This is a genomic window from Streptomyces rectiverticillatus (assembly GCF_013394065.1).
Taxonomy (GTDB): domain Bacteria; phylum Actinomycetota; class Actinomycetes; order Streptomycetales; family Streptomycetaceae; genus Streptomyces; species Streptomyces rectiverticillatus.
Window position 1 is genome coordinate 5026676 of the sequence record NZ_CP040752.1, and the last position, 23580, is coordinate 5050255.

The following is a 23580-nucleotide window of genomic DNA, read 5'->3' on the forward strand; positions in this document are numbered from 1 at the left end:
CCCGGCAGATCCGTAGGCAGGTGGGGCACCGGGAGCACACACCGAGGGAGGGGACGCTCATGGCACGACCGACCGCTCGGAGGAGTCGGCATCTCCTGATCGCGACGGCGTCGGCACTGACGTTCTTCGCCACGATATCCGGTTGCGTGGCCATGGCCACGGAGGACCCGGGGACGGGTACGCCGGGCACGGGCCGGGGCGGCGACGACGGGAGCAAGGGGCGGGCGGGGGCCTCGTCCCCGGCCGCGCCCGGCGGCGCGAGCACGCCGCCGGCACGGGTCTCGGCCGAGATCTCGCACGAGAGCGAGGACCCAGGAAAAACGGTCAACCTGACGATCGACGACGGACCCGAGCCGGGCTGGACGGTCAAGGTCCTCGACCTGCTCGAGAAGTACGACGCCAAGGCGACGTTCTGCATCATCGGGTCGCGGGCCCAGGAGTACCCCGCCCTCGTGAAGAAGGTCGTCGCGGCCGGCCACCGGCTCTGCAATCACTCCGTCGACCACAACACCGCCATGGACAAGCGTCCCGAGTCCTACCAGGAGCGCCAGGTCCTGGACGCCCGCACGATGATCGAGAAGGCGGCGGGCCCCGGCGTCCCGGTGCGCTACTACCGGGCGCCCGGCGGCGCGTTCACCCCGTACAGCCGGGAGGTCGCCGCCTCGCACGGCATGCGCCCGCTCGGCTGGAGCGTCGACACCCACGACTGGCGCAACCCCGGCGTCGGCCACATCGTCGACGCGGTCAAGAAGGGCATGAAGGAGGGCCCGGTGGTCCTCTTCCACGACGGCGGCGGCAACCGCGGCCAGACGGTCGAGGCCCTGCAGCAGCTCCTGCCGTGGTTCAAGGAGCAGGGATACGCGTTCGCGTACCCGAAGGCGTGAGGTCGGCCGTCCCTGAGGCGGCAACCATCGGCTACCAACGGCTACCAACGGAAGACATCGGTCTCCTGAGGAGGGGAGACCGGCTCACGGACGGAGGCGGCGTTGCGCGGGTGGTGCGGATCGAGGAACCACCGGCGGGCCGAGGCGAGCCACCACACACCGGCGAAACCCAGGACGGCGGCGACCGCGATGGGCGCGTAGTTGAACGTGTCGACGGTGACGGGGCTCGCCTGCGGCAGCATGAACAACACGGTGATCACCGCGACCCAGCCGATGGCCACTACCCCGACCGGCTTCGACCAGCGACCCAGGTGCCAGGGCCCGCGCTCGAAGGCGTCGCCCTTGCGCAGCCGCAGCAGGGTCGGCGCGGCGTAGGCGAGGTACAGACCGATGGTGGCGATCGAGGTCACGGCCGCGTAGGCCGTGGAGTTGATCAGATACGGCAGGCCCAGCGCGAACGCCCCCGCCGCGGCCAGCCATACGGCGTTGGTGGGTGTGCGCGTCTGCGGGTTGATCCGGTGCCAGACGCGGGAGAAGGGCAGCGCGCCGTCGCGCGAGAAGGCGTAGATCATCCGCGAGTTGGCCGTCACGGAGGCCATGCCGCAGAACAGCTGCGCGACGATCACGACGAGCAGCAGCAGCTTGCCGGCGGCCGCGCCGAGCGCGTCCATGAAGATCTGCGCCGGCGGGACCCCCGTCGCGGTGCCCGCCGCGCCGTCCCAGTCCTGGATCGCGTACGTCAGGCCCGCCAGCAGCACGAACCCGGCGATCCAGGACGCCCAGATCGACCGGACGATGCCGCGCGGCCCGGCCACCGCCGCGTCGTTCGTCTCCTCGGTCATATGGGCGGAGGCGTCGTAGCCGGTGAACGTGTACTGCGCGACGAGGAGCGAGAGCAGCCCCACGTAGAGGCCCGAGCCCCAGCCGGTGTCGTTGACGAAGTGCGTGAAGACGAACGACGCCGGACGGTGGTGGTCCGGCACGAGGGCGAGCGCGCCCACGATGAGCAGGACGCCCAGCAGGTGCCACCACACGCTCACCGAATTGAGGAAGGCCACCAGCCGCACGCCGAAGGTGTTCAGCACCGCGTGCAGCAGGAGCACCGCGCCGAACAGCAGGATCGTGTGGCCCGGCGTGGCCGCGAACCCGAACTGCAGGTCCAGATAGGCGTTCAGGAACGACGCCGCACCGAAATCGATGCCCGCCGTCGCCGCGACCTGCCCGAGCACGTTGAACCAGCCGGTGAACCAGGCCCACGCCGCCCGCGACTTCTCCGGGGCCATCCGGTGCGCCCAGAAGTACAGGCCTGCCGACGTCGGGTACGAGGAGCACACCTCGGCCATCGCCAGCCCCACGACCAGGGACATCGCCCCGACGCCGATCCAGCCCCAGGTGAGCATGGCGGGCCCGCCCGTGTGCATGCCGAAGCCGTAGAGCGTCATGCAGCCGGAGAGGACGGAGATGATCGTGAACGAGACGGCGAAGTTGGCGAACCCCGACATGTGGCGGGCGAGGACCTGGGTGTAGCCGAGCTGGCGGAGGCGCTCCTCGTCGGAGACGCCGGAGACGCCGGAGGAGCCGGGGACATCGAGTGGCACGCGATTCTCTTTCTCGTGGGGAACGGTCAAGGAATGTGCGTGTTACTGAACGCTGCTGCTGCTGCTGGACGGGCGGCGGAGGGCAGTGCTTGTGTCACCGCCTGCGGGCGCGGGGCTGGCGCCGCCCGTCCCGGACGGCCCGCACGGCCCACTCCCGGTGCCGGAGGAAGAGCTCCCGGGCGTCGCCGCAGTAGGACCACGGCACCTCGGAGGCGTACGGCCCGACGGCCCGGAACACCTCGTACGCCTCGTCGTGCCGCCCGGCGAAGGCCAGCGCGTGGGCCAGGTAATTGGCATCGTCCATGAACTGGGCGTGGGGCTGCGGGGAGCGGTGCCGCCACCAGCCGTCCAGCACGGGGTCGATGTGCGGGCAGTCGATCCAGGGATGGATGCTCAGCCCGTAACTGCCGTAGCTGCCGGCGTCGGTCTCCATCCGGTGCCGGTGCGACTCGGCGAGCGCGACCAGCGGCAGCACGGCGACCGGCAGCCCCCGGGGAGCGGTGTCGGCCTGCTCCTGGGCCCAGTGGAACATCTCCGCCCCCGAGCCGTGGTTGCGGGGAAAGAGATAGGTGAGCAGCTCGTGGTGGGCCTCGCGGTTGTACGGATCGCGCCGCACGACCTCGGCCCACACCTGCTCCAGCACGTTCCGGCCCGGCGCGTGGACGCGCAGGAGCGCGAGCATCACCACCCACGGCGAGGGGTCGGCGGGCGCCGCCTCGGCGGCCGCCAGACAGGTCGCCCAGGCCGCCTCCATCTCGGCCCGCCCCGACCCGGCCCCGCTGATCATCGACCGCACGGCCTGCACATGCGCGAGCAGCGCCAGCGCATCGCCCGACCGCGGCTCCGCCCGCGCCCACGTATCGGCGAACCGCAGCCGCGCCCCGGCCCGCGCCAGCACCTGCAGCCGGAAGATCCGCCGGTCCCAGTCCGCCCCGGTACCCGCGAGCAGATCCCGCGGCCCTTCCCACCGCCCCATGGCGGCGTCCTCCAGCACGGCCCGTAACGGCAGATCGTCCCGGGCCTGATGCAGATCCAGCCCGTGCCCGGCACCCCGGCGAAATCTCATCCGCCCCGCTTCCCTGAAGATGCGTCAAGTAGGCGTGTTACAGGAAAACTTGGAACGGGGACCGGGATCACCCGTGCCCCTCGGTGGCGCACACTACCCGGGGCGGCACCGGATGAGGCCGTAACGGGTGAGGCCAATGGTGCCCACAACGCAGAAGGCCCGGACTCAGCACTGCTGAGTCCGGGCCTTCGACCAAGGCGACCAGGACTTCAGATGCCGCCCGTCGCCGAGGACGGCGAGGCCGTGGGCGGCGGACCAGGCGATGAACTCGGCTTCGGGGCAGCGGCCTTCGGCAACAGGCCGGTCTGGCGCTACGGCACCACGGGCCGTTTCAAGTCTCCCCGTACGCCTGCGTCTCAAGCGCTTTGATGTGGCAATGTCAGAATTCCGATCATGAGTGACCGCCGGCCCGAGCAGCCTCCGCCGCCCCAAGAGGCCCCGCCCTCCGAGCCCGTCGACGCCCCGGAGCCGGCGAAGGCGGCGGACGCGGACTCCGGTACGGGCCCGGCGGAAGCGCCGGAATCGACGGGCGCACGCGACGTGGACGCCGAGCAGGCGGACAACGCTCCCGAACCGGCGGCTGCAGAGGCAGCCGACAGCGCACCGGAGAAGACCGACACCCTGGAAGCGGAGTCCGAGCAGCCCGACGCCGACGCCCCGGAACCGGCGGACGCGGAGGACTCACAGGAAACGGGTGCCGAGCAAGCGGACGACGCCCCGGAGCCGGAGGCCGTAGAGGAAACCCACGACACACCCGAGGAAACCGACACCCCGGAGACGGAAGCCGAGCAGCCGGACGCTGACGCCCCGGAACCGGCGACTGCTGAGGACGCAGACTCCGAAACAGGCCCGGTAGATGCGCACGACGCGGGCGCCGAGCAGACGGACGATGCGCCGGAACCGACGGCTGCAGAGGACTCCGGTGGCGCGGAGGCGGAAGGGGCCGATGCCTCTGCGGAGGCCTCGGCGCCACAGGAGCAGTCCGAGGCGCAGGACACCGTACCCGCCGAGCAGACGGAAGACCCGTCCGAGGTCCCGGAATACGGCGACGGGCCCGCGAGCGACGGCTCGGGTGACGAGGCTCCCGACCCCTGGGAAGCTCCGCCCTCCGACAGCGCGGACGACGCACACGACGGCGACGGAAGCCACGGCACCGACAGTGGGACGGTCCATCCCGGTGACTTGGCGAGCCACTCCGGTGGGCCGCACGACGAGGGGCACCGGGGCGCGGGTGACGCGTTGCCCGCTCCGCAGGACGTGAAGCAGGCGATCATGGATCGTAGGCCGGAGATGATCGACAAGTCTCGCTACACGCCTGACGACGGTCACTACTACGCGACTCGCGTCTTCAAGGGAGGTCGGCCTGATGGGCAAACGGTATTTTCAGGGCATGGCTACCTGCGAAGGGGAGCCGGCGAAATGACGGTTCCGTCCGGCACCACGATTTCCTTCTACGTCCCGCATGGCGAATTGCTGCCGGGACTCAACGGCCTTACGGTCGAGGCCGGTATCTACCCGGGGGGTTATGTGCAGAAATTCCACCCGGGCGAAGTCATTCCTGACTACACGCTGGATGCGCCGGCCGCGAGTGTGGGCGGTGGGTTCAGCATCATGGAAAAGTCCACGACAGTGAGCCGGCGAACTTTCCTGTCCGAGCTGCTGAAGCCGGGCATGGGTGACGTGCACTGGGCTGCTTGTCGTGAAATCGAGTTCTAGAATGTGCGCAGATCGATCCACTTCAGGTGGCCCGGAACAGGAAATGAGTGATTCGGTGGACGTTCAGGGGCCTTGGGTGCTGAGCTCGGTGTCTCTCACCATTGAGAAGCCTGACCTTGATCCCGGCACGGTTACGGCAGTCCTCGGGATCGAGCCGACCGCTACCCGTGTGCCGGGGCCGAGCCGCTGGCGTCCCGCTGAGGACACCAATGGTCTGTGGATGATGGAGTGCGATCAGCGCACTGCGAAGGATCCCGACGAGCAACTGGCTCATGTGCTGGCCCTGACCGATCCGAAATCAGCCGAACTGGCGGCACTCCAGCAATCCGGGCACGAGATTTCCCTTGAGGTTCGCGGGTACGCGGGCGACGGGGCGATGTTCGCGATTCCCCACGCACTGCTTGTGCGAATTGCTCACCTGGGGATTCCACTCAAGGTGGTTCCGAACATCAATGAGCGATAAAGTAGAGGAAATCAACACGCAGGTGGTCGACTGATGCTTGATCGGAATTATGGTTGGGAATCGGTGTGTGCGGCTCTCGTCGTCACCAAGCCCGGCCTGGTCCCCGAGGTTGTCGATACGGCGCTCGGGCTGAAGGGCACGGCCGTGGACGCGCCGGGGCAGGGATCGGTGCCGCGCGGTACTGTCATGTGGGTTTACCGACCTGCTGAGAAGTCCTTGGATGTTGAGCGGCAACTCGGTGACTTGGTAGGGGAGCTGCTCCCCTTGCAGGGAGCTTTGGCGAGGCTTCGTGAGCAGGGATTCCAGACCCGTGTCGATGTCTCCGGCTTTGTGAAAACCAATTCGGTGTGCAAGCTGGAGGCCCGCACCCTCGCCCTTGTTCAGCAGCTGGGCATCCCGTTGTCGTTCACTGCTCGCGTGGCGAAGAGTGAAGATGACTCCGGCTGGCTGGAGTCGATTCTCGGCTGACTCGCCCATGCGTCCTTGAGGTGGCGGCAGAACCCGCGGTCCCGGGCAGTCAGCCGTGACCGTGGGCCGGCCGCTCGCAGGACCACGTCGAGGGCCTGATCCGGATCCGATGCGTAGCAGTTGGCGAACCAAGCCATGTTGGCCTCGACCACGGCCCAGCCGCTGGTGCCGCCGTCGGATGCCGACAGGAGACCCACGTCGAGCGCGACCGCGCTGGGCAGTGTGCGGCCGTGCGCAGCCAGCAGGTTGTTTGCGAACTCTCGGACGACTTCCTCGTCAGGATGGCCGTGCAGCGGAGCCGAGTCCATGCGTCCGAATACCGCGTATTGGCTGCCTGCGCGGCATTCGCCGTCCAGCACAAAGAGGCGGAACTCTCTGGCCCACGTGACGACATCACTGATCTGAACCGGTGTGTCTGACGGCAGGTCCGTTGTGCGAGGCAGTGTGCTGCCATCGGTATGGACTGCGGCTGGAAAGCTTTTGTCGCTCGGTGGCTTCACGAAGGCGGGCCGGGTCAGGCGTCGAGCCTCGCTCAAGGTGGAGGACACGACGTTCCGTAGGGTGTACTCGTGTGGCAGGGACGTCAGCCAGTCGTCTGTCGGCTCCAGCAGGGCGACTTCGAGTTCGTCAGCGATTCCGGCGGCGAACAGCGGCCCGCCGAAGTAATGGCCACCCTGCCTCCCCCTCAGCCCGCCTGCACCGCCACGGGTAGGGAGCACTTCCACTTCCATGCCCCGTCGCCGCGCAGCGGCTGCCAGGAGATCGCCAGTGGTTGAGTACTGCGGCGCGTGCGCCAGGAAGTCGGTTCTGCTCACAGCGTCAACGATCCCATTGAAGCGCGAACCGTCCACCGCTGCTGGTGGACGGCTGTACCAGGATCCCCATGACTTGCTCGGTGTGACGACTGAGGTGCTTCGGCTGTCGAGCTCAGCAGCCCCTCTGCTGCGAACGCTGAGAGACAACGAAAGAGGGCGGGAGTCAGTGAGACTGACTCCCGCCCTCTTCTGTCGGCATCCGCCCTGGCCAGCGCGTGATTTCTGCTGACTTTCGGCGAGTGCCCCCGGCAGGATTCGAACCTGCGCACACGGCTCCGGAGGCCGTGTGCCGATCGCTCCACTCTGCCCCTGTGACCTGCGGCGGTTTGTGGCATGAGGAGTGTGGCGACGTGGAGTGTGTCGGAGCTGTGGCGAACCCTGGAGGGCGGCGGAGATGCGCTGGGCCTGAGCACCGAGGCGACCAGGAGGGATGCGTCCGATGTGGCGAGTCGGCACCCGGATGTCCCGATCATGTCCCATTGGCCAAAAAAGGTCAGCCGGCCTGCAAGATCGAGGCCCCCGCCGAGATCAGGCGACGCGGGGGCTTCTGCCTGCGCGGGCTTGGCCGCCTACGGGCTCATACCTGGGGAGAACCACAGCGCTCGCACGGGCGGCAGTATCCCGCGGGACCCTGTCGCGCGGAGGCGCAATCGGGATGCGGGTAGCCCAGGGTGCTTGCCCTGAGGAAGAAGAAGTGCCCTCCGAACGCAGGAGCGAGACATGGCACCCTGGCAAGGCTTGAAGCGCGGCCAAGTGCTTAGAAGGTGCCTGGTTTTGAAGACCCTGCAAGTCTGTGGCCAGCAGGAAAGCATCTAGCTGATGCTGGTCCGGGGGCAGGTTTGCCTGTTCTCGGGAATGCCCGGATTGCTCACCGGGACCGCGACGGATGTGGGCGGGCCCTCGCGGAGTCAGCTGGGTGAGGTTTCCCTTGGGCCGGCGTGCCTCTCATCTGTGCTGGCTGTCAGCAGACGTTCGTGCTCGTCCGTTGCTGTTAGCAGGCGTTGTCACACAGCTAGACACTCACCCGGCGCGCGACTTGAGCTGCAGGAGGGCCGCACTCGTCACCTCTGCAGGTGGCTGGCCCATATAGCCTTCATTCGCTCCCCCTGCTCAGCCGTGATGACCCCAGCGTCCATCGCCACGGCCACGAGATCGGTGCCAGCCGCCAGCTTGTAGGCGGTGACGGCATTGTTCATACGGTCAGAGTTTCGGGGAGTCCCCATATGCCCGGGGTCCAGGTCACCGGGGAGGAAGTTCGCCACTTCTCCGTCGTGGCTCTCGAACGCGGCCTTGTCCATCCGTACGTGGACCCGCTTGGTGCCTATGGTGACGACAGTCCCGTGTGACCCATGGTGGTACAAGGGCCTGTCGCTTGGCGCCCTGACCGTGACCTTGTCTCCGACCCTAAAGCTACTCAGAGTCCTTCCACTGCTGACCATGTGAGTCCCCCTCTTTGACATCTGAATCAAGAGGGACTTCATACCGTCCCCCTGCCCCACTTGTAAACCTGGGTCCTACCAGAGAACTTGGAGATCTGGGTTTTTCCTTGCTCAGTGGCGCCGGGTACGCTGGCCCATCACGCACGCGTATGCCTCGCTCTACCACCACTGACCTCAGCCCGGCCGACAACGCCGTCGAGCAGAATAATTCTCAAGGGCCAGCGCTTGACGACGGTCGATGGCCGAGCCCTCAGATTTGGAAGCTGCAACTACGTGAGGTTTTGGCGGTGCTGGCATGGGCGCACATAGCCGCGCATTGCTCAGAGGGCTGGCTGGCCTCCTTTCACCTGCGATTCTTCGCTGTACCCCGTTCGAGGCGCTAGTGGTGCGGCTACGCTGCCCGAACTGCGGCGAGACCGGCTCACGTTGGTGCCCTATCCTCCGGACGTTGGCTCCACTACAGAGAGTCAACGGAGGCATCGCTAGCCTGCAGCTGGTCCGCTGCCATATCGAGTGCAGAATAAATGAACATAGCGTCCTCGGGAACCGGACCGTGCGCGATGACATGCGGCTAGGGGAGTGTGCCTGTGGATCGGAAGCTAGGGATGTTACTCCGCGCTCCTGCAGGTAGGTGGGAGTAAGAGGTCTCGTTCGGGGTGCTGCTCGCCAGTGACTCTGCCGCTGACGCCGAGGTCCGTTCGGGCTGCATCGTGGAAGGCGTTGATCGCGCGGAATGCGGCGCGGTTGCGCTCGCGCCACTCCTCAAGGGTCCCCCTCGTCGTGCCGGCTGCCTGCCAGTCAATTCCGAGCGTCGCTGCGTTGAGGGTGTGAGCCGCCTCAACGACCTCGTCGCCGCCCAGCAGCATGATGCGCTCGAAGGCTCGTCCGCGGAGGTGCCCTGCTTCCGACATGTCGGCCTTGATCTCTGCGTCATCTCGGTGGCGCTCGCGTAGGCCCTCCCTGAGCTCATAGAGCTCTACAGCGAGGAAGATGCTCGTCCTGACCTTCTCGACGTAGCCCGCGTAGGCGTCGAGCTTCTTGTCATCCCACCGAGTCGACAGCTCGTGCCGCTTGCGACGCCGCTCTGCTAGAGCGTTGGTTAAGTGTGTGGTGAGTCCGCCGAGGATCACTGCGGCGACTGTCACGAGCTGTTCAGCCGCTCCCACCTGCGCCTCCAGTCACGAACTCTTAAAGATGTCCAGAGGATCTTAGGAGTGGGTTGCGAGGCTAGACCTATCGTTTTCGGTCACCATGCGTTCGGAACAGGACAGTTGGACCTAGTGGCCCGTCTCCGGCCGGCTGTCTATCGGTGGAGCGCTGCGCGACATCACACGGTGAGACCTGCGGGCTCTGAGGTGGGCTGGCTGATTCCAGTCAGCGAATGGCTGGTATGCGTTTTTTATCGCCCGTAAATCACCCCGTGAAGGCGGCATGCGCACTGTGGGTGTGGCTGATACATACGGGCAGTGTCGACAGCGTGCGTGGCCCCGGGTGGGTGCGTCAGGTTGCTACTCCCGAGGTGGAGCTCCGGGAGTAGCAACCACCCGGAAGCTCAAGTATCCCTCAACGAAGGCTTAATTCCACCGTGCATGGCCGTCGTTGTTCTGGTGCTTGATGCCTAAGCAAGCAAGCTTGGTCGGATTGGCCTCAAAACAGGTTCACCGATCGGTATCTATGAACGCCGATAAAGGGGGCTCGGCCCCGCTCGATGCAACCAGGATTTTTGCCAACGGGTGCGTGACGCTTGTCACTGGATCTTGCGTTGAGCCTTTGTTTCCGGCCCGTTAACGTCCTGTTCGACCGCCTCCGTCGCACCAACGTGCTGCGGCTGGGAGGGAATTGGTACGGGATCGACGGCGCGCGGGGCCGGGTGGGCTCGCAACCGAATCCGGCAGTCCGCACGCCGCCTTCCCGGCATACGCACCTAGGAGTGTAATGAATCGTCGCACCCTGCGCATCGCCGGAGTCTCTGCGCTGGCCGCCCTTGCCTTCGGCGTCGCTGCGCCGGCTGCCTCGGCTGCTGAGTTCAACCGTGCGCAGACCTCTGCTACGGCCACCATCGACGCGCGTCCGCTCGCCAGAGCGACGGTCGGCGACGCCGAGGGCATCCGGGCGCTGGAGGCCTTGGCGCAGGCCATCCAGAACCTGCCGGAACGCCTCCAGAGCAAGACGCTCAACGACCCGGAGGTCGTACAGCAGCTGACCAAGGACATGGAGCGAAGGGGCGTAAACCCGGCTTCCGTCTCGGGCCTGGTCGCGCCCAACTGGTTCAGCTGCACGGCTGCTATCGCCGTGTTCGCAGCCGAGAACGCCATTCCGGTGGCCAAGGTGAGCCGCATCATCGGCAAGGTCGGCGGCTTCACGAAGTTCGCCAAGTACGCCTGGCGCTACCTGAAGGACGGCTACGCCCCGGCCGAGGCCGGCGAGGAGTTCGCAGAGTTCGTGATGTCCGTGAGCGGCCTCGGTGGCGTGGCTAACGCTTGTGGCTGACAAGCGTTGTTGAGTGCTAGCTGATCGGCTGTACGAGGGGGAGAATGGGAAGGTGTCAGGGGTGATCGATAAGCCCAGCAGTGAGGACGGGCCCGGCACGGTGACGGAGGCTGTCGGGTACGGCGCGTTCAACGTGCTGTTCTTCCTGATGATCTCGTACCCCGGGGCGTCCTTGATCAGAGAACTTCTGGGCTGGGGCGGCCTGGCCATCTCACCTCTTCTGGCTGCAGTCGTCGTGTGGCCGATCTCGATAGCCATCGTCTACAGCGAGCCGAGGATGCAGGTGCGGCCGTGGTGGCCCAGGGTCGAGAAGGCGTGGCGGTGGGCAGGGTCTGCTCTCTACACCTGCCCGCCCCTCATCCTGGCGCTCACCTACGCCATGCCGGTCGGTGGCGATCTGCCGGCCGGAGCGCCGACGGTGCTCTCGCTGTCACCGCTGGTCGTCCTCTTCGGGTTCTTCGTCCTTCGCCGACGATGGCGGGATCGGAAGGGTTCTCTCTGATGTCCCAGGGGGCCGTCTGACGCGACAGGCGGCCCCCTGCACCGTTCACGGGCTGGCATTGGGTCTGGTTTCACCTGCGGTCATGGCCTGTTCCGGTCCCTCTGTATCTTTCCCTGGACCTCTGACCTCCCTTGCCGTATAGAGGTCACCGCCATACTGTAAATCTGACTGTCCGTCAGAAATTCTTGATATGGCGAGGGGCCTGCTGTGGCTGGTGAGAAGCACACTGCTCAGGCGATCCCCAAGGTCATCAGCGTGGATGACCACGTGATCGAGCCCGCCCACCTCTTTGAAGCGTGGTTGCCGCAGAAGTACCGCGTTCGCGGCCCGAAGCCGTTCACCGCCGGTATCGGAGATCTGCAGTACGTCGGAGGCAAGTACCGGTTCACCACCGACCCTCGCGGTCAGGTCACGGACTGGTGGGAGTACGAGGGGCTCCTGTTCCCGTACAAGCGCATCATCGCCGCCGTTGGGTTCTCGCGGGACGAGATGACCCTTGATGGCATCACCCGGGAGCAGATGCGGCGGGGGTGCTGGGATCCGAAGGCCCGGCTTCAGGACATGGACCTTAACCATGTCGAGGCGTCCCTCTGCTTCCCGACCTTCCCCCGCTTCTGTGGGCAGACCTTCGCCGAGGCACAGGACAAGGAGGTCGCTCTCGCCTGCGTGCGGGCCTACAACGACTGGATGGTTGAGGAGTGGTGCGGGGACAGCAGCGGCCGGCTCATCCCGCTGTGCCTGATCCCGCTGTGGGACGTTGATCTCGCCGTCGCCGAGATCAAGCGCAATGCTGCCCGCGGCGTGCGTGCGGTGACCTTCAGCGAGATCCCGACGTACCTCGGCCTCCCCTCGATCCACTCCGGCTACTGGGATCCGTTCTTCGCCGCCTGCGAGGAGACCGGCACGGTGGTCAACATGCACATCGGGTCGTCGTCGCAGATGCCGGCAGCCTCGCCGGATGCGCCGCCGGCGGTGCAGGCGACGCTGAGCTTCAACAACGCGATGTCGTCCCTGGCGGACTTCCTCTTCAGCGGTGTCCTCGTCCGTTTCCCCCGACTGACCTTGGCCTACAGCGAAGGACAGATGGGCTGGATCCCGTACGCCCTGGAGCGGGCCGACGACGTCTGGCGGGAGCACCGCGCGTGGGGCGGTGTTCGTGACCTGATCCCCGAGCCCCCCTCGACCTACTACTACCGGCAGGTCTTCTGCTGTTTCTTCCGCGACAGGCACGGCATCGACTCCATCGAGGCCGTGGGGGTCGACAACGCCACGTTCGAGACCGACTATCCGCACGTCGACTCGACCTGGCCGCACACCAAGCGGGTGGCGGCCGAGCACGTGGCCGGCCTGCCTGAGGACGTGGCGTACAAGATCTTGCGGGGTAACGCGATTCGGATGCTGGGATTGCCCTTCGATGTCGGCCGGAACGTCACCCCATGACCTGATGCGCCGAGTCTCGGCCCCGTGGAAAGCTGGGCCCGCTCCTGCGTGAGCGTTCGGGCTCGCCTGGGAGCTCGGTGAAGGGGCAGTCGTCGGATGGTGAAGCTCCATACTGCAGAGTCCCTGGTCTCCCTAAGCCGCTGGTACGTGCGTCATGCCCCCGGCTCGTTCGGTAAGGCTCCGCTCGCTGCGCAGTACCTGAACCCCTACCTGCGGGATCATCCTCGCCGTCGGGTCACCCGATCCCGATTAGGGGCCAGCTTCGCTGTCGAGACCCAGGACCTCATCCAGCGGTACATCTACATGTTCGGGGTCTGGGAACCGCACCTGACCTGCTGGCTGAGTCGACGACTCCGGCCCGGCGACGCCTTCGTCGACGTCGGCGCCAATATCGGGTACTTCAGCGTGCTCGCCTCACGGCTGGTGGGCGAGGAGGGGTGCGTGGTGGCCGTCGAGGCATCTCCGGCGGTTCACGAAAGGGGCGCGGCGCAGGCTCGGCTCAATGGCTGCCGGAACGTTCGCGCGGTGAATACCGCAGTTTCGGACTCTCCTGGAGCGCTGACCTTCACCCTCGCCAGTTCCCGCAACATCGGGGCGAACAGCATCGTCTCGTACGACGGGCCGGCGGAATCCCGCTTTGAGATCCAGGCGAAGCCGCTGCCGGAGGTGCTCACCGCGGTGGAGATTGCCGCGGCTCGGGTGATCAAGGTTGATGTTGAGGGGGCCGAGGGCAGTGTCGTCCGGGGCATGGTTCCTCTGCTCGATCGGCTTCGGCCCGAGGCTGAGATCGCAATCGAGGTGACCCCCGAGCGCATGGCGCAGCTGGGGGACTCCGCCGACGAGTTGCTTGCCACGATGCGCGAGTACGGCTTCCACACGTACCGGATCGCCAATGATTACGCCGCGGCGAGCTATCCGGCAGCCCTGCGTCGTGCTCCCTTAGCCCCTGTGCGATGGCGCGGGCCCGTCGTGGGGGAGAGCGACCTCATCTTCTCCCGGGTGGATGCTGAGACGCTTCCCTGAGACGCGAACGGTCCGGCCCCGCAGGGCCGGACCGTGGATATGGGCCTACCTTCCTGGGTGCCGGAGGGCGGCCGGTGTGGGCGTCATTCCTGCGGCTGGTGCGCGGTCTCTTCTGCCCGCTCTTCCTCGGGGTCCGCCGCGTACAGGCGAGCGCCTCGGCTTTCCGCGATCCGCAGAGCATCGCTCAGTGATCGAGCCGTCTGCTGAAGGGCGATTCGAAGGTGGTATCGGCACGCCGCGGGGTCCGCGAGCAGGTCCGCTGCATCGGTCAGTGCTTCTGCGCCGATGGCCAGCTGCGCTGCTTCCACGCCATCGGCGTATCGAGACAGCACTCCTTGACCGTCGGATGTGCTCAGGAAGCACGGCTTGTCGTCCGGCGAGCTCCACGGCAGGAGACGGAGGTCGTGGTCGCTGCCGTCCGACTTCGGCTGGATGGCTCGGCCTCTCAGGTGGGGTGTCATCGGGCCTCCTCCAGGGCCTCTGCGCGGGTCTGCGCGGTGAAGACGGCCTCTGCGCGGTCTCCGGGGAGCGTCAGGAGTGCTACTTCGACGACCCGGCCGCTGTCATCAGTCGACGTCCGTTCTACGGCCAGCACCGGGGTCGTGCTGCGGAAGACCTCTTTCTCCTCGACGCTCGGCAGTCGGGACGTGACGCGCTCGACCGTCGACGCCACGTGCACGCCGGCCGCGGCGAGCGACTCCCGGACGTTGTCGCCCCACGGCGACAGCTCCCCCTCAGGGGGCCCGAGCCTCGCCACCGTTTGAGGGACGTAGAGGCGGACCATGCCCTGTACCGAAGTCCCCACGACGCTGATGAAGTCGAACTCCGTCAGCAGGGCACCGCGGCGCACCTTCAGGAGTGTGGAGAGGAGGCTGGTCGCGTTCACCGTGTCGACTTCGACGCTGACCTGAAGGGGCGGGGACTGCGTCGCCTGCCGCTCGCTGTCGTAGACCGTGCGCGCACGGGGGTGCCGGACGAAGTTCCCCCGGCCTTGCTGCTTCTCGACCCTGCCTTCCGCCTGGAGCAGCTCCAGCGAGAGCCTCAGAGTCGGCACGCTGACCCTGTACCGCGTCGCGAGCTGCGTCTCCGCCGGCAGCCGATCGCCGACCCGGAACTCCCCGGACTCGATGCGCCGCCGCAGGTCATCGGCGACGGACTGGTAGTGAGCCACCATGGTCGCTCGCTCACCGCCTCTTGACGGCCCGCACAGCGGACAGCCGAGTCGTCGCGTGCACGGCCATCGTTTCCCCCGTGCGGGACCGCAGCCACCGGACATTGTCGGGTGCGTCAAGCGTGTCGACGACCCCGAAGCCCCGGCCGTCGAGGTCGATGACGTCCCCTCGTCGGACCGTCTCTCCGTTGATCTGAACGGCGACGTACCGATGTGTCTTGTTGGAGGTGACGAGATCCTCGCGCATCAGTGCACCTCCACCGCAGTCCAGCGCTGACTGATGCCGCGCGGCTGCCAACGCGCCTGCAACCGCAGTTGGGCGCGTTCGTCGCCGGCCAGCACGTACAGGCGCACGAGGGCGGCCTCTTCGCCCTGGCTCCGCTTCGTGCATCGCGACCGTCGGTGTCCGGTCAGCCGAGGGAATGCGGTCGGCGCCGTCGCGGCGCCGTCGGCGGGGCGCTCGGCCGGCGCGGGTTCGGGGAAGCCGCCCGCAGAGTGAACAAAATGTCGCCTAGCCCACGAGACGGCTCGGCGGATAAGCTCCTGCACGCTGATCAGCTCCTTACAGCTGAAAGCCGTGCCCCCGGACAGATTCGCCTGTCGCGGGGGTTTCCTTTGCGACAGCGGCCCAAGCGATGCAGCCGCTCGCGCTGTTGACGAGTCCGAACGAGTCGGCCGTCGTCAGCACCTCTAAGAGCTCTTGCCATGCCTCGGCCGAGACCGGTGACGGGACCTCCGTCTCGACGCGGACATGGTCGTTCCGGTGCTTCACGCGAGGAGTGAAACCCGCGGCGGAGAGGCGTTCGGCCATGTGCTCGGCGCGGGTTCTGCGTGCGCACACAGACGTTCCTCCGTCGCCACGAGATCACAGCGAGTGAAGCTAGTTCACTAGCGTACTGGCTTCTGGGTTAGGTTTTCCATATGCGTGAGCAGCCGCCCTATCTCCGTGTCGCTGACCTGCTCAAACAGCGAATCGCGGATCGGGAATGGTCCCCAGGGGATCGGCTGCCCTCCCGCACCCAGCTTGCGGCGGAATGTGGTGGTGTGGGTGAGAACGTCATCCGCCGTGCCCAAGAACTCCTGATTTCGCAGGGCGTGTTGGAGGGGCGGGCAGGCTCGGGTACGTACGTTGCCGAGCCGCGCGAGCGGATGCGGATGCTGCGCGCGTCAGGCGGGGAGCAGGTAGGCGCCAAGTGGTCGCCGTTCGGTACGGATCCCGCTGCCATCGGCCCGGAAGGGACCTGGGAGAGCAGCACGGTCGCGAAGGTTCCCGCCTCGGCCGACATCGCAGCCCGTCTGCAGATCGCCAAGGGCGACCTGTGCGTCCGGACCCGCTACGAGTGCTTGGTCGACGGCAAGCCCGTCCAGCTTGTGACGAGTTGGGAGTCGTACAGCCTCACCATGGGGACGTTGGTCGTGCTCCCGGAAGGCGGCCCGCACGCGGGCAGAGGGGTGGTCGGCCGGATGGCCGACATCGGGATCACGGTCGACCGCGCGGTCGAGCAGGTGGAACCCGGGCGTGCGAGTGCCGAGGAGGCGACCCTCCTCGGCGTGCAGCGGAGCGCGCTCGTCACTCGCATCCAGCGGACCTACTACAGCGACGACGGCCGGCCGGTCGAAACGGCGGACATTGTGCTGCCCGCCGCTTCCGGTGTGGTCGTTTACGAGGTGTCGGTCAGACCGTGACCGGGTAGTGCCAGCGGTTGTACGCGAGGGCCTGAGCCCGAGCCTCGACGACGGCCATGCGCGCATCGCGCTCCGCCGCATCAGTGTGGGCGGCCTGACCCGTGGCCTGTCCGGGCCACTTGCGGTACAGGAGGCCCACCTCGCGGGTGAACCAGCCGCGGCTCACCGCGTCCAGGGCGAGCAGAAGCCCCGTGTCCTCCGAGGCGGGAAGCGCCATCCAGCCGCCCAGGGCGAGAAGCAGGTCACGGCGGACGCAGAGCGTCGCCGGGTGCACCTGGGCACGGTAGTTGTGCTCCTGCCAGTGCGCGAGAACGGAGCCCGGCTCGATCGGCCCGCCTTCCGGGTCCTGGTCGAATCCGACCGTTGATCCGTCGGGTAGCAGGTCCAGGACGCGCGAAGTCGTCCAGCCGATGCTGGGGTCGCGTTCGAGGACGGCGATGTCGCGTGCCAGGGCGCCCGGGGGGAGCTGGTCGTCGGCATCCAGGATCTTGACGTAGTCGCCGTCAGCGTGGGCCAGGGCCATGGTCCTGGCCACTCCGGGGCCGCCGCTGCGGCCCTGCCGGAAGGTCACCCGCTCGTCGTCGGGGACGAACGGAGCGACGTCGTCGGTCTTCCCGTCCTCCTGGATGACCCAGTGCCACTCCCAGCCCTCGGGGAGCTCCTGGTCGCACAGCGACTTGTAGGCGTCGTGCAGGTGGTGAGCGGACGGTGCGTGGACAGCGGTGACGATGATGATGCGCCGACGCACGGCACTCACCACCTTTCCAGGGGAGTGGTGAAGAGCATTTCCGTGCGATCACCGGGCAGCGTGATGTCGGAGAGCTCCACAACGCGGTCGTTGGTGTCGTACGAGATCTTCCGGAGCAGAAGCACGGCGGTGCCCGGGGGCAGTTCCAGCTCCTCGGCCTCTTCCGGCGCCGGCGGGCGGGCCGTCACGTGCTCTTCGATGCGGTCCAGCTCGATTCCGACGGTGAACAGCTGGTTCTGTGTACCGCCCGGCCACGGCTCCTTGGACGCGTCCAAGAGATCCGGGTTCTCCGCGACGATGTCGCGGACGAGGTAGGAGGTCACCAGGGCGAACGGGGCGCGCTCGGCGGCGTACCGCGTGCGATACGTGCGCTCGACGAGGACGTCACCCTCGGAGATGCCGAAGGCTTCCGCGAGGCTCTTGCCGGCCTTGATCTCGCGGTAGGACGCGTGGAAGACGAGGTCGTTCACCTGAAGGCCGGTGTCGTGCTCGGTGGCCCCGGTCTTCGCCCGCAGGGGCTCCGGCTCGCGAGCACGGTTCTTCTCCCACTGGTGCCGGGAGTTCGTACGCAGCACCGTCGTGCGGGGCTGACGGACGAAGTTGCCGCGGCCGTGCTGCTTCTCGATCAAGCCTTCATCGCGCAGAAGACGGAGTGCTTCACGGATGGTCGGAACGCTCCGCCCGTACTCCGCGGCCAACGTGGTCTCCGAGGGGAGACGCTGACCAGGTTCCAGCTGACCTGCACGGATGGACTCTCGGATGCCGTCCGCGATCCGCTCGTACGCCTTGGCCATCGGTGCTCACCGTCCTGTTGCGCTGACGGCGCTCAGCATACGACTCCTCAAGAGGTCTTGACGACTTGATGAGAGCTGCGTCATAGTCTCGGCAACTCCTAAAGAGGACTTGAGGAGAAGACCTCTTTAGGAGTTGCATCGCCCTGGGAGCCCCAGCTCGAAGGACGCGCCAGACCCTTGAGAACTGCACAGAGTGCCTGGACGAACGAGTGTTTTTGATCTCCGACGCCGCTACGAGCCGTTGGCCGCGTCGGAGGTGATGACCGCTCGTTCCGAAGGGCCGGCCTCTCGGCGGCTTCTGCGTCGGGAGCGGGCGCGCTCGCGCCCGTCGCCGGTCTCCTGCCTCCACTCCCGAAGGGGGATCAATGAAGCTGGCCATCGGCGACGTCGTTCGAGGTCGTCACGACGTAGCTCTCGGCACCGTTGCCGGGATCAATGAGCACACCGACGGCAGGCTCGTCGTGGTGTGGATGCCCGGCGGGGGCTTTCGCCTCCTCGAACCGAGCGCCTTATCCGTCGTCGCCCGCTGCTCCGCACCCTCCACGCCCGTTCGTAGCGTCCTGGCCCTGCTCGTCCTCGCCGTCGCGCTCTTCGCCGGCTTCGTCAGCTCCCGCTCGGTCGGGGAACTCGGCGCCGACTGGTTGCTGATCCTGCTCGCGGGCCTCGGCGGCTGCACGGCCGTGGTGATCCCGTACCAGTGCCTGCTCCGCCTCACGGGCCCGCGCCGCTTCCGCGTCTGACCGCGCTCCGGTCAGGGCAGCGGACGCAGGGGTAGACGGTCCTGCTGCCGCTGACTCTTCCCATCCCGTTCCGGACCCGGAGAGATCATGCGTACGTACGTCGTCCACCGGCCTGTCGGCGAGGCGTTGGAGTTCGAGTTCGAGGACAGCGCCTACGAGTTCGAGGGACTCCAAGGGCCGGAGACCGAGGACTTCAGGGAACTGTTCCTCGGCCGCCCCGGAGAACCGGCCGAGGAGCGCGCGGCGAAGCTGAGCAGCGTCGCGGCGATGAAGAGCGCCGCGAGCGTGCGGCGGGAAGCCCGGGCTGGGAGGGCGGCGTGACAGCACCGGCATCCGTGACCGACCAGCCGACAGGCGAACAGGCACCGGAGCAGGTCTCTCCCGCCGAACCGGCTGCCGAAATCCCCGCTGCATCCGCCGCCGGCCTCGACGAGACCGTGGTTGTCGATCGCCCTGGCGGGCCCTCCGGCCCCGGCCTGACGGACTGGGTGCGCGACGCGAAGCGCCGTCCAGTCATACCGGTGTGGGCGAAGTCGCGGCAGGAGTTCGCCGCGGTGAGCAAGGGCGTCGCTGCGTACGCCTGGCACATCGCCGCGTATCACGCGGTACGAACCCCCTGGTACACGGTCCGTCTCGCGGTACAGGCGCCCCACGGCGTCGCACGGTTCGTCGGTGGCGCGTTGCGGTGGCTGTCGGACGCCGAGGGCGAGCCGTTCCGGCAGTCAGCGGCGGCTCACGAGGACATCGGCAAATACCTGCAGCTCTCGCGTCAGAGGGATCGTCGCGTGCGGTGGCGGGCGGTGGTTGCCGTCGTGGCGTTGATGTCCGGTCTTACGCTGGCGCTGGCGCTGTTCGTCATGGCGCCGGAGTGGCTGTTGGCTCTCTCGGGGTTCGCCGCGACGATGGCGATGGGCTGGCTTGGTCAGTCGGCCGACGCCCCGGTCATCCACAGGGCGGTGGAGATCCCGAAGGTCACCAAGCTCACCAGTGACATCGTGCTTCGGGCCCTTGGCTCCATCGGCATCTCGGCGATCACTCAGGCGCAGTCGAAGGGCGGAGACGGGTTCGTCTTCACCGCCCCTATCACTCGCGACGGCCCCGGTTGGCTGGCCGAGGGCGACCTTCCGCACGGCGTGACGGCGCCTGACGTGATCAACCGGCGAGACAGACTGGCCTCTGGCCTCCGCCGGCCGTTGGGGACCGTATGGCCCGAGGCTGTTCAGGATGAGCACACCGGCCGGCTGAAGCTGTGGGTCGGCGACCAGGACATGTCCAGGGCGAAGCAGCCGGCATGGCCTCTCGCCAAGTCCGGCGTCGTGGATCTCTTCAAGCCGGTGACATGGGGGACCGACCAGCGGGGGCGGTGGGTGGAGATCACCCCCATGTACCTCGCAGGCGTGATCGGTGCCATTCCGAGGATGGGGAAGACCTTCCTCCTGCGTCTTCTGCTGCTTATCGCGGCCCTCGACCCACGCGCCGAAGTGCACAGCTACGACCTCAAAGGCACGGGTGATCTCGACCCTGTCGGCAATGCTGTCGGCTTCCGGCACCGGGCGGGCGATGACGAGGAGGATCTCCTCTATGCCCTGACCGCCATGCGCGAGCTGCAAGCGGAGTTGAGGCGGCGGACGAAGGTCATCCGTATGTTGCCCAGGGATATCTGCCCTGAGTCGAAGGTGACCTCTGAACTGGCCTCGAAGAGGTCCCTGCGTCTGCACCCGATCGTGGTCGGGGTGGACGAGTGCCAGAAGTGGTTCGAGCACCCGAAGTACGGCAAGGAACTCGAAGAGATCTGCACCGACATCGTCAAGCGCGGTCCGGCCACCGGGATCGTGCTGCTGCTGGCCACGCAGCGGCCGGACGATGACAGCCTGCCGAAGGGGATCTCGGCGAACGCTTCGGCCCGCTGGTGCTTGAAGGTCATGAGCCACGTCGAAAACGACATGGTCCTCGGCACCGGGGCGTACAAGCGGGGCGTCCGCGCAACGATGCTCGCTTGGACGGACAAGGGCATCTGCTACTTCCTCGGCGAAGGCGCGGACGCCCGGATCGTCCGCGCGGTCGAGATCGATGCCGTGGCGGCCGAACGCATCGCCCAGCGAGCCCGGAAGGCGCGCGAGCGCCTCGGCACACTCGCCGGGCATGCGCTCGGCGAGCAGCCGGAAAGCGTCACCACCGCGTCGTACGACCTGCTCGCGGACGTTCTGGCCGTTCTTTCCGCCGATAAGCCGAAGCTGTGGAACGAAGTCATCGTCTCCCGGCTCGCGGAACTCCGGCCGGATGTGTACGGGGCATGGGCGGGGGAGCAGCTCACCTCCGCACTGAAGCCCTACGGCGTCCGTACGGACCAGGTGTGGGGGATCACCGAGCACGGTAAGGGCTCCAGCCGCCGCGGGATCAAGCGAGCCGACGTCCTCAAAGCGATTGCTGAACGTGACGGAACGGCCTCAGCCGCCTAGCCGGCCGCGCCGCTAGACCTAGCGGCAGCCCCGCTAGGTCTAGCACCCCCACTAGCGCACGAAAGTGCCAACGACCTGCGCCCTAGCGCCTAGCGGTGCTCGCCGAGGGCTGCCCGAAATCCATCTGGAGAGGTCTGATGAGTTCTCTGCTCAACGCTATGCCCGGCCTCATATTCATCACGCTCTGCTATGCCCTTCTCTGCCTCGCCAGCCCGTTCGGCGCGTGCCGCAAGTGCGAGGGCTGGGGCGCCATGATCCGGCGGACCCGCAGCGGCCGGCTCAAGCGAGGCCGCGCATGCCGCCGTTGCGAGGGATACGGCATGCGTCTGCGTGTCGGGCGGCGCCTCTACAACTCCATCGTCGAGCTCCACCGCGATGGCACCGGCAAAGCCCGACGCTGACTTATCCGAGGAGCCTCACCATGTCCTTCTCCATCTCCGCGCTCGTGCTGTTCGGCCTTCTCCTGGCGATGTTCATCCGCTCGAAGTCCGTCGGCATCGGCGGCGCCACGGTCGCCATCCTCTTCGGCTACTACCTCAGCCGCACCGGCGCTGCCGGCTCCATCGACCAAGTCATGTCGTCCATCGGCCACGCGATTCCCAGCATCGGCAAGTAATCGGCAAGTAACTCGAAGGGATCACCCATGACCGAGCAGAACTGCTCCGCCCCGCAGCCCATCTCGCTGATGGCCTCGGGCGAACTCCGCGATGCGCTCACGGCCATCGAGGAGGGCGAAGGGCCGGCGGCCATTGCCGCGCTGATGGCCATCGACCCCGTTTCCTGGCAGGCGATCGAGCAGCGGTTGAAGGCGGTGGTGGGCAGCGATCTCCGCGCGCTCTTATTCCAGTGCCGCGAGGGCGGCTCGGCAGCGTCGGCCATCGTCTGACGGCTCCCCGTGCGGCTCCAGCTCCGTGAGGAGCGTGGAGGCGTGCGGAGGGCCGGACAGCCCGGTCCGAACTCCGACAGTGGAGGAAGCCCATGCCCAACCCCACCATCGCGTGGTTCGACGACTTAACGGCGAGCGTGTTCGCCCTCGGCGCCGCGGCCCGGGAGGGCCGGCTCGCGCACCAGGCCGCCGCGGTCGCCGCGTGGCAGATCGAGCCGGCACGTCTGCAGACGGTGAGCGGTGACGTGAACATCAGCGGGGAGTACAAGATCAGCCCCCGTGACGTCGTCCTGAGCCAGATCCGCGCCCTGAGCAGGGCCCACCAGCACGTGACCACTGACCTGTACGAGAACCTCGCTCTCGCGTACGCCTACGGGACGGCAGGCGCCCTGCTGACGGTCATCAAGGGATACCGCCCCCGGTACGTCGAGCTCCAGCGCGACCAGACCGACCACTACGAACTCCCCGACGAGCCGCTGCCTGACTTCCGCGGCGACCTCGGGCACTGGCCCGGGCAACGGCGTTTGGCCCTGCTGCGCTCACACGTCGGCGCACGCCGGGTGGCACGGTTCACGGGACGCAGCGAAGGCGCCCTGCTCGGCCTGGCGGACTGCGCATACGCATACGGCGAGCAAGCCGAGATGGCCCTCCACCACGTACTCCTCACCGCCCGGGCGGACCAGGAGCCGGAGGGGGAGCAGTGACGGACGCAGCACACACCACGGATCCCGCCGCCGCGTACGCAGGAGCTCCCCGCATTCTCTCGGAGATCGTCTGCGTGCTCAGGCAGGCTCAGAGCCGCCGACGCTTCGGCACGGAGCAGGGCCGGGAGTTCTGGCTGCGCAAAGCCGCCGTCTTCGACCGCATCGCGATCGAGGAAGCGGCGACGTACGCGCCGGACGTTGCTGCTCCCGCGGTTGATGCCGCAGCCAACGCCGCGCGGCAGCTGGTCGAGTACGACGTCACGCACACCGGACTGAGCCTCAGGGGCTCCGACGTGGTCACCGACGAGGACTGCCGCAGGTACGTCCGCCGCCAGTACCGCGAGTGGAGCCGCACCCAGCTCCTCTGACTTCGCCCGGGGCAGCGGTCATCCGGCAAAGAGTCCCGCTGCCCCGGCCTCCCCATCCCGTACAGGATCCAGGAGGTGCCATCAGCATGCACCACGGCGACACGCGCCCGCTGCCCGGGC

27 protein-coding genes are annotated in these 23580 nt (G+C 67.3%); 17 read left to right on the top strand and 10 right to left on the bottom strand.

The features are described from left to right. Window positions 1-59 precede the first annotated feature (59 nt). Window positions 60-884, top strand: a complete 825-nt coding sequence (locus FGW37_RS22090) for a polysaccharide deacetylase family protein (protein ID WP_246430498.1) — start codon at window positions 60-62, stop codon at window positions 882-884. A 41-nt stretch (window positions 885-925) separates the two neighbouring features. Here the strand turns inward: FGW37_RS22090 and FGW37_RS22095 are convergent, their stop codons facing one another. Together FGW37_RS22095 and FGW37_RS22100 are read right to left on the bottom strand one after the other, a co-directional pair. After that, entirely contained in the window at window positions 926-2482 is a 1557-nt protein-coding gene (locus FGW37_RS22095; protein ID WP_246430499.1) for an amino acid permease, read from the bottom strand. Window positions 2483-2576: 94 nt separating this feature from the next. Beyond that, window positions 2577-3548, bottom strand: coding sequence for a hypothetical protein (locus FGW37_RS22100; RefSeq protein WP_246430500.1), 972 nt, complete (start codon window positions 3546-3548; stop codon window positions 2577-2579). Window positions 3549-3941: 393 nt separating this feature from the next. Here FGW37_RS22100 and FGW37_RS22105 point away from each other — a divergent pair, with 393 nt between their 5' ends. Genes FGW37_RS22105 through FGW37_RS22115 form a run of 3 tightly spaced genes read left to right on the top strand, consistent with a single transcriptional unit; the run spans window position 3942 to window position 6195 of the window. Next, on the top strand, window positions 3942-5264 hold the full coding sequence (locus FGW37_RS22105; RefSeq protein WP_179082635.1) for a putative adhesin: 1323 nt from the start codon (window positions 3942-3944) through the stop codon (window positions 5262-5264). A 43-nt stretch (window positions 5265-5307) separates the two neighbouring features. Continuing rightward, window positions 5308-5727 (top strand): DUF4279 domain-containing protein, encoded by a 420-nt coding sequence (locus FGW37_RS22110; protein ID WP_179082636.1) that lies wholly within the window; start codon window positions 5308-5310, stop codon window positions 5725-5727. A gap of 33 nt (window positions 5728-5760) precedes the next feature. Beyond that, window positions 5761-6195: a DUF4279 domain-containing protein gene (locus tag FGW37_RS22115; RefSeq protein ID WP_179082637.1), complete on the top strand. Its 435-nt coding sequence runs from the start codon at window positions 5761-5763 to the stop codon at window positions 6193-6195. Here the strand turns inward: FGW37_RS22115 and FGW37_RS22120 are convergent. From FGW37_RS22120 to FGW37_RS22130, 3 genes are all read right to left on the bottom strand, one after another. Next, window positions 6108-7010, bottom strand: coding sequence for an ATP-grasp domain-containing protein (locus FGW37_RS22120; RefSeq protein WP_246430501.1), 903 nt, complete (start codon window positions 7008-7010; stop codon window positions 6108-6110). The two genes, FGW37_RS22115 and FGW37_RS22120, sit on opposite strands and share 88 nt — an antisense overlap. Window positions 7011-8071: 1061 nt before the next feature. Then, window positions 8072-8491 carry a hypothetical protein gene (locus FGW37_RS22125; RefSeq protein ID WP_179082638.1) on the bottom strand — a complete coding sequence of 140 codons (420 nt, stop codon included), beginning with the start codon at window positions 8489-8491 and terminating at the stop codon, window positions 8072-8074. Window positions 8492-9057: 566 nt separating this feature from the next. Then, window positions 9058-9615, bottom strand: coding sequence for a hypothetical protein (locus FGW37_RS22130; protein ID WP_179082639.1), 558 nt, complete (start codon window positions 9613-9615; stop codon window positions 9058-9060). Window positions 9616-10384: 769 nt separating this feature from the next. Between FGW37_RS22130 and FGW37_RS22135 the strand changes: the two genes are divergently transcribed. The 4 genes from FGW37_RS22135 (at window position 10385) to FGW37_RS22150 (ending at window position 13904) form a co-directional block, all read left to right on the top strand. Further along, window positions 10385-10939 (top strand): hypothetical protein, encoded by a 555-nt coding sequence (locus FGW37_RS22135; RefSeq protein ID WP_179082640.1) that lies wholly within the window; start codon window positions 10385-10387, stop codon window positions 10937-10939. A 61-nt stretch (window positions 10940-11000) separates the two neighbouring features. Then, window positions 11001-11441 carry a hypothetical protein gene (locus FGW37_RS22140; protein ID WP_179082641.1) on the top strand — a complete coding sequence of 147 codons (441 nt, stop codon included), beginning with the start codon at window positions 11001-11003 and terminating at the stop codon, window positions 11439-11441. 207 nt (window positions 11442-11648) lie between these two features. After that, window positions 11649-12881, top strand: a complete 1233-nt coding sequence (locus FGW37_RS22145; RefSeq protein WP_179082642.1) for an amidohydrolase family protein — start codon at window positions 11649-11651, stop codon at window positions 12879-12881. A gap of 96 nt (window positions 12882-12977) precedes the next feature. After that, the gene (locus FGW37_RS22150) at window positions 12978-13904 is read left to right on the top strand and encodes an FkbM family methyltransferase (protein WP_179082643.1); all 927 of its coding nucleotides are present in this window, start codon (window positions 12978-12980) and stop codon (window positions 13902-13904) included. An 83-nt stretch (window positions 13905-13987) separates the two neighbouring features. Here FGW37_RS22150 and FGW37_RS22155 read toward each other — a convergent pair whose 3' ends face one another. The 3 genes from FGW37_RS22155 to FGW37_RS22165 are packed head-to-tail and all read right to left on the bottom strand — an operon-like array spanning window position 13988 to window position 15322. Beyond that, complete coding sequence (locus tag FGW37_RS22155; protein WP_179082644.1) at window positions 13988-14365, bottom strand: hypothetical protein; 378 nt, start codon at window positions 14363-14365, stop codon at window positions 13988-13990. After that, on the bottom strand, window positions 14362-15078 hold the full coding sequence (locus FGW37_RS22160) for a GntR family transcriptional regulator (RefSeq protein WP_179082645.1): 717 nt from the start codon (window positions 15076-15078) through the stop codon (window positions 14362-14364). The genes FGW37_RS22155 and FGW37_RS22160 overlap by 4 nt, the downstream gene beginning before the upstream one ends. A gap of 10 nt (window positions 15079-15088) precedes the next feature. Further along, on the bottom strand, window positions 15089-15322 hold the full coding sequence (locus FGW37_RS22165; RefSeq protein WP_179082646.1) for a hypothetical protein: 234 nt from the start codon (window positions 15320-15322) through the stop codon (window positions 15089-15091). Window positions 15323-15996: 674 nt separating this feature from the next. On the opposite strand from FGW37_RS22165, the gene FGW37_RS22170 reads away from it, so the two are divergent. Further along, on the top strand, window positions 15997-16761 hold the full coding sequence (locus FGW37_RS22170; RefSeq protein WP_179082647.1) for a GntR family transcriptional regulator: 765 nt from the start codon (window positions 15997-15999) through the stop codon (window positions 16759-16761). Here the strand turns inward: FGW37_RS22170 and FGW37_RS22175 are convergent. After that, complete coding sequence (locus FGW37_RS22175) at window positions 16751-17518, bottom strand: glycosyltransferase family 2 protein (protein WP_425506576.1); 768 nt, start codon at window positions 17516-17518, stop codon at window positions 16751-16753. The two genes, FGW37_RS22170 and FGW37_RS22175, sit on opposite strands and share 11 nt — an antisense overlap. After that, a complete protein-coding gene (locus tag FGW37_RS22180; RefSeq protein ID WP_179082649.1) occupies window positions 17515-18303 on the bottom strand; it encodes a GntR family transcriptional regulator in 789 nt (262 codons plus the stop codon). The genes FGW37_RS22175 and FGW37_RS22180 overlap by 4 nt, the downstream gene beginning before the upstream one ends. A gap of 365 nt (window positions 18304-18668) precedes the next feature. On the opposite strand from FGW37_RS22180, the gene FGW37_RS22185 reads away from it, so the two are divergent. The 8 genes from FGW37_RS22185 to FGW37_RS22220 all read left to right on the top strand — a co-directional run bounded on the left by FGW37_RS22185 (window position 18669) and on the right by FGW37_RS22220 (window position 23460). Next, window positions 18669-19043 carry a hypothetical protein gene (locus FGW37_RS22185; protein WP_179082650.1) on the top strand — a complete coding sequence of 125 codons (375 nt, stop codon included), beginning with the start codon at window positions 18669-18671 and terminating at the stop codon, window positions 19041-19043. An 87-nt stretch (window positions 19044-19130) separates the two neighbouring features. Beyond that, complete coding sequence (locus FGW37_RS22190) at window positions 19131-19364, top strand: hypothetical protein (RefSeq protein WP_179082651.1); 234 nt, start codon at window positions 19131-19133, stop codon at window positions 19362-19364. Further along, complete coding sequence (locus FGW37_RS22195) at window positions 19361-21502, top strand: cell division protein FtsK (RefSeq protein WP_425506577.1); 2142 nt, start codon at window positions 19361-19363, stop codon at window positions 21500-21502. Before FGW37_RS22190 ends, FGW37_RS22195 begins: the two co-directional genes overlap by 4 nt. 137 nt (window positions 21503-21639) lie before the next feature. Continuing rightward, window positions 21640-21903: a hypothetical protein gene (locus tag FGW37_RS22200; RefSeq protein WP_179082652.1), complete on the top strand. Its 264-nt coding sequence runs from the start codon at window positions 21640-21642 to the stop codon at window positions 21901-21903. A 20-nt stretch (window positions 21904-21923) separates the two neighbouring features. Next, complete coding sequence (locus FGW37_RS22205) at window positions 21924-22118, top strand: hypothetical protein (RefSeq protein WP_179082653.1); 195 nt, start codon at window positions 21924-21926, stop codon at window positions 22116-22118. 27 nt (window positions 22119-22145) lie between these two features. Further along, window positions 22146-22388 (top strand): hypothetical protein, encoded by a 243-nt coding sequence (locus tag FGW37_RS22210; protein ID WP_179082654.1) that lies wholly within the window; start codon window positions 22146-22148, stop codon window positions 22386-22388. Between the two features lie 92 nt (window positions 22389-22480). Then, on the top strand, window positions 22481-23092 hold the full coding sequence (locus tag FGW37_RS22215) for a hypothetical protein (RefSeq protein ID WP_179082655.1): 612 nt from the start codon (window positions 22481-22483) through the stop codon (window positions 23090-23092). Continuing rightward, window positions 23089-23460: a hypothetical protein gene (locus FGW37_RS22220; RefSeq protein WP_179082656.1), complete on the top strand. Its 372-nt coding sequence runs from the start codon at window positions 23089-23091 to the stop codon at window positions 23458-23460. The genes FGW37_RS22215 and FGW37_RS22220 overlap by 4 nt, the downstream gene beginning before the upstream one ends. The last annotated feature ends 120 nt before the right edge of the window (window positions 23461-23580 follow it).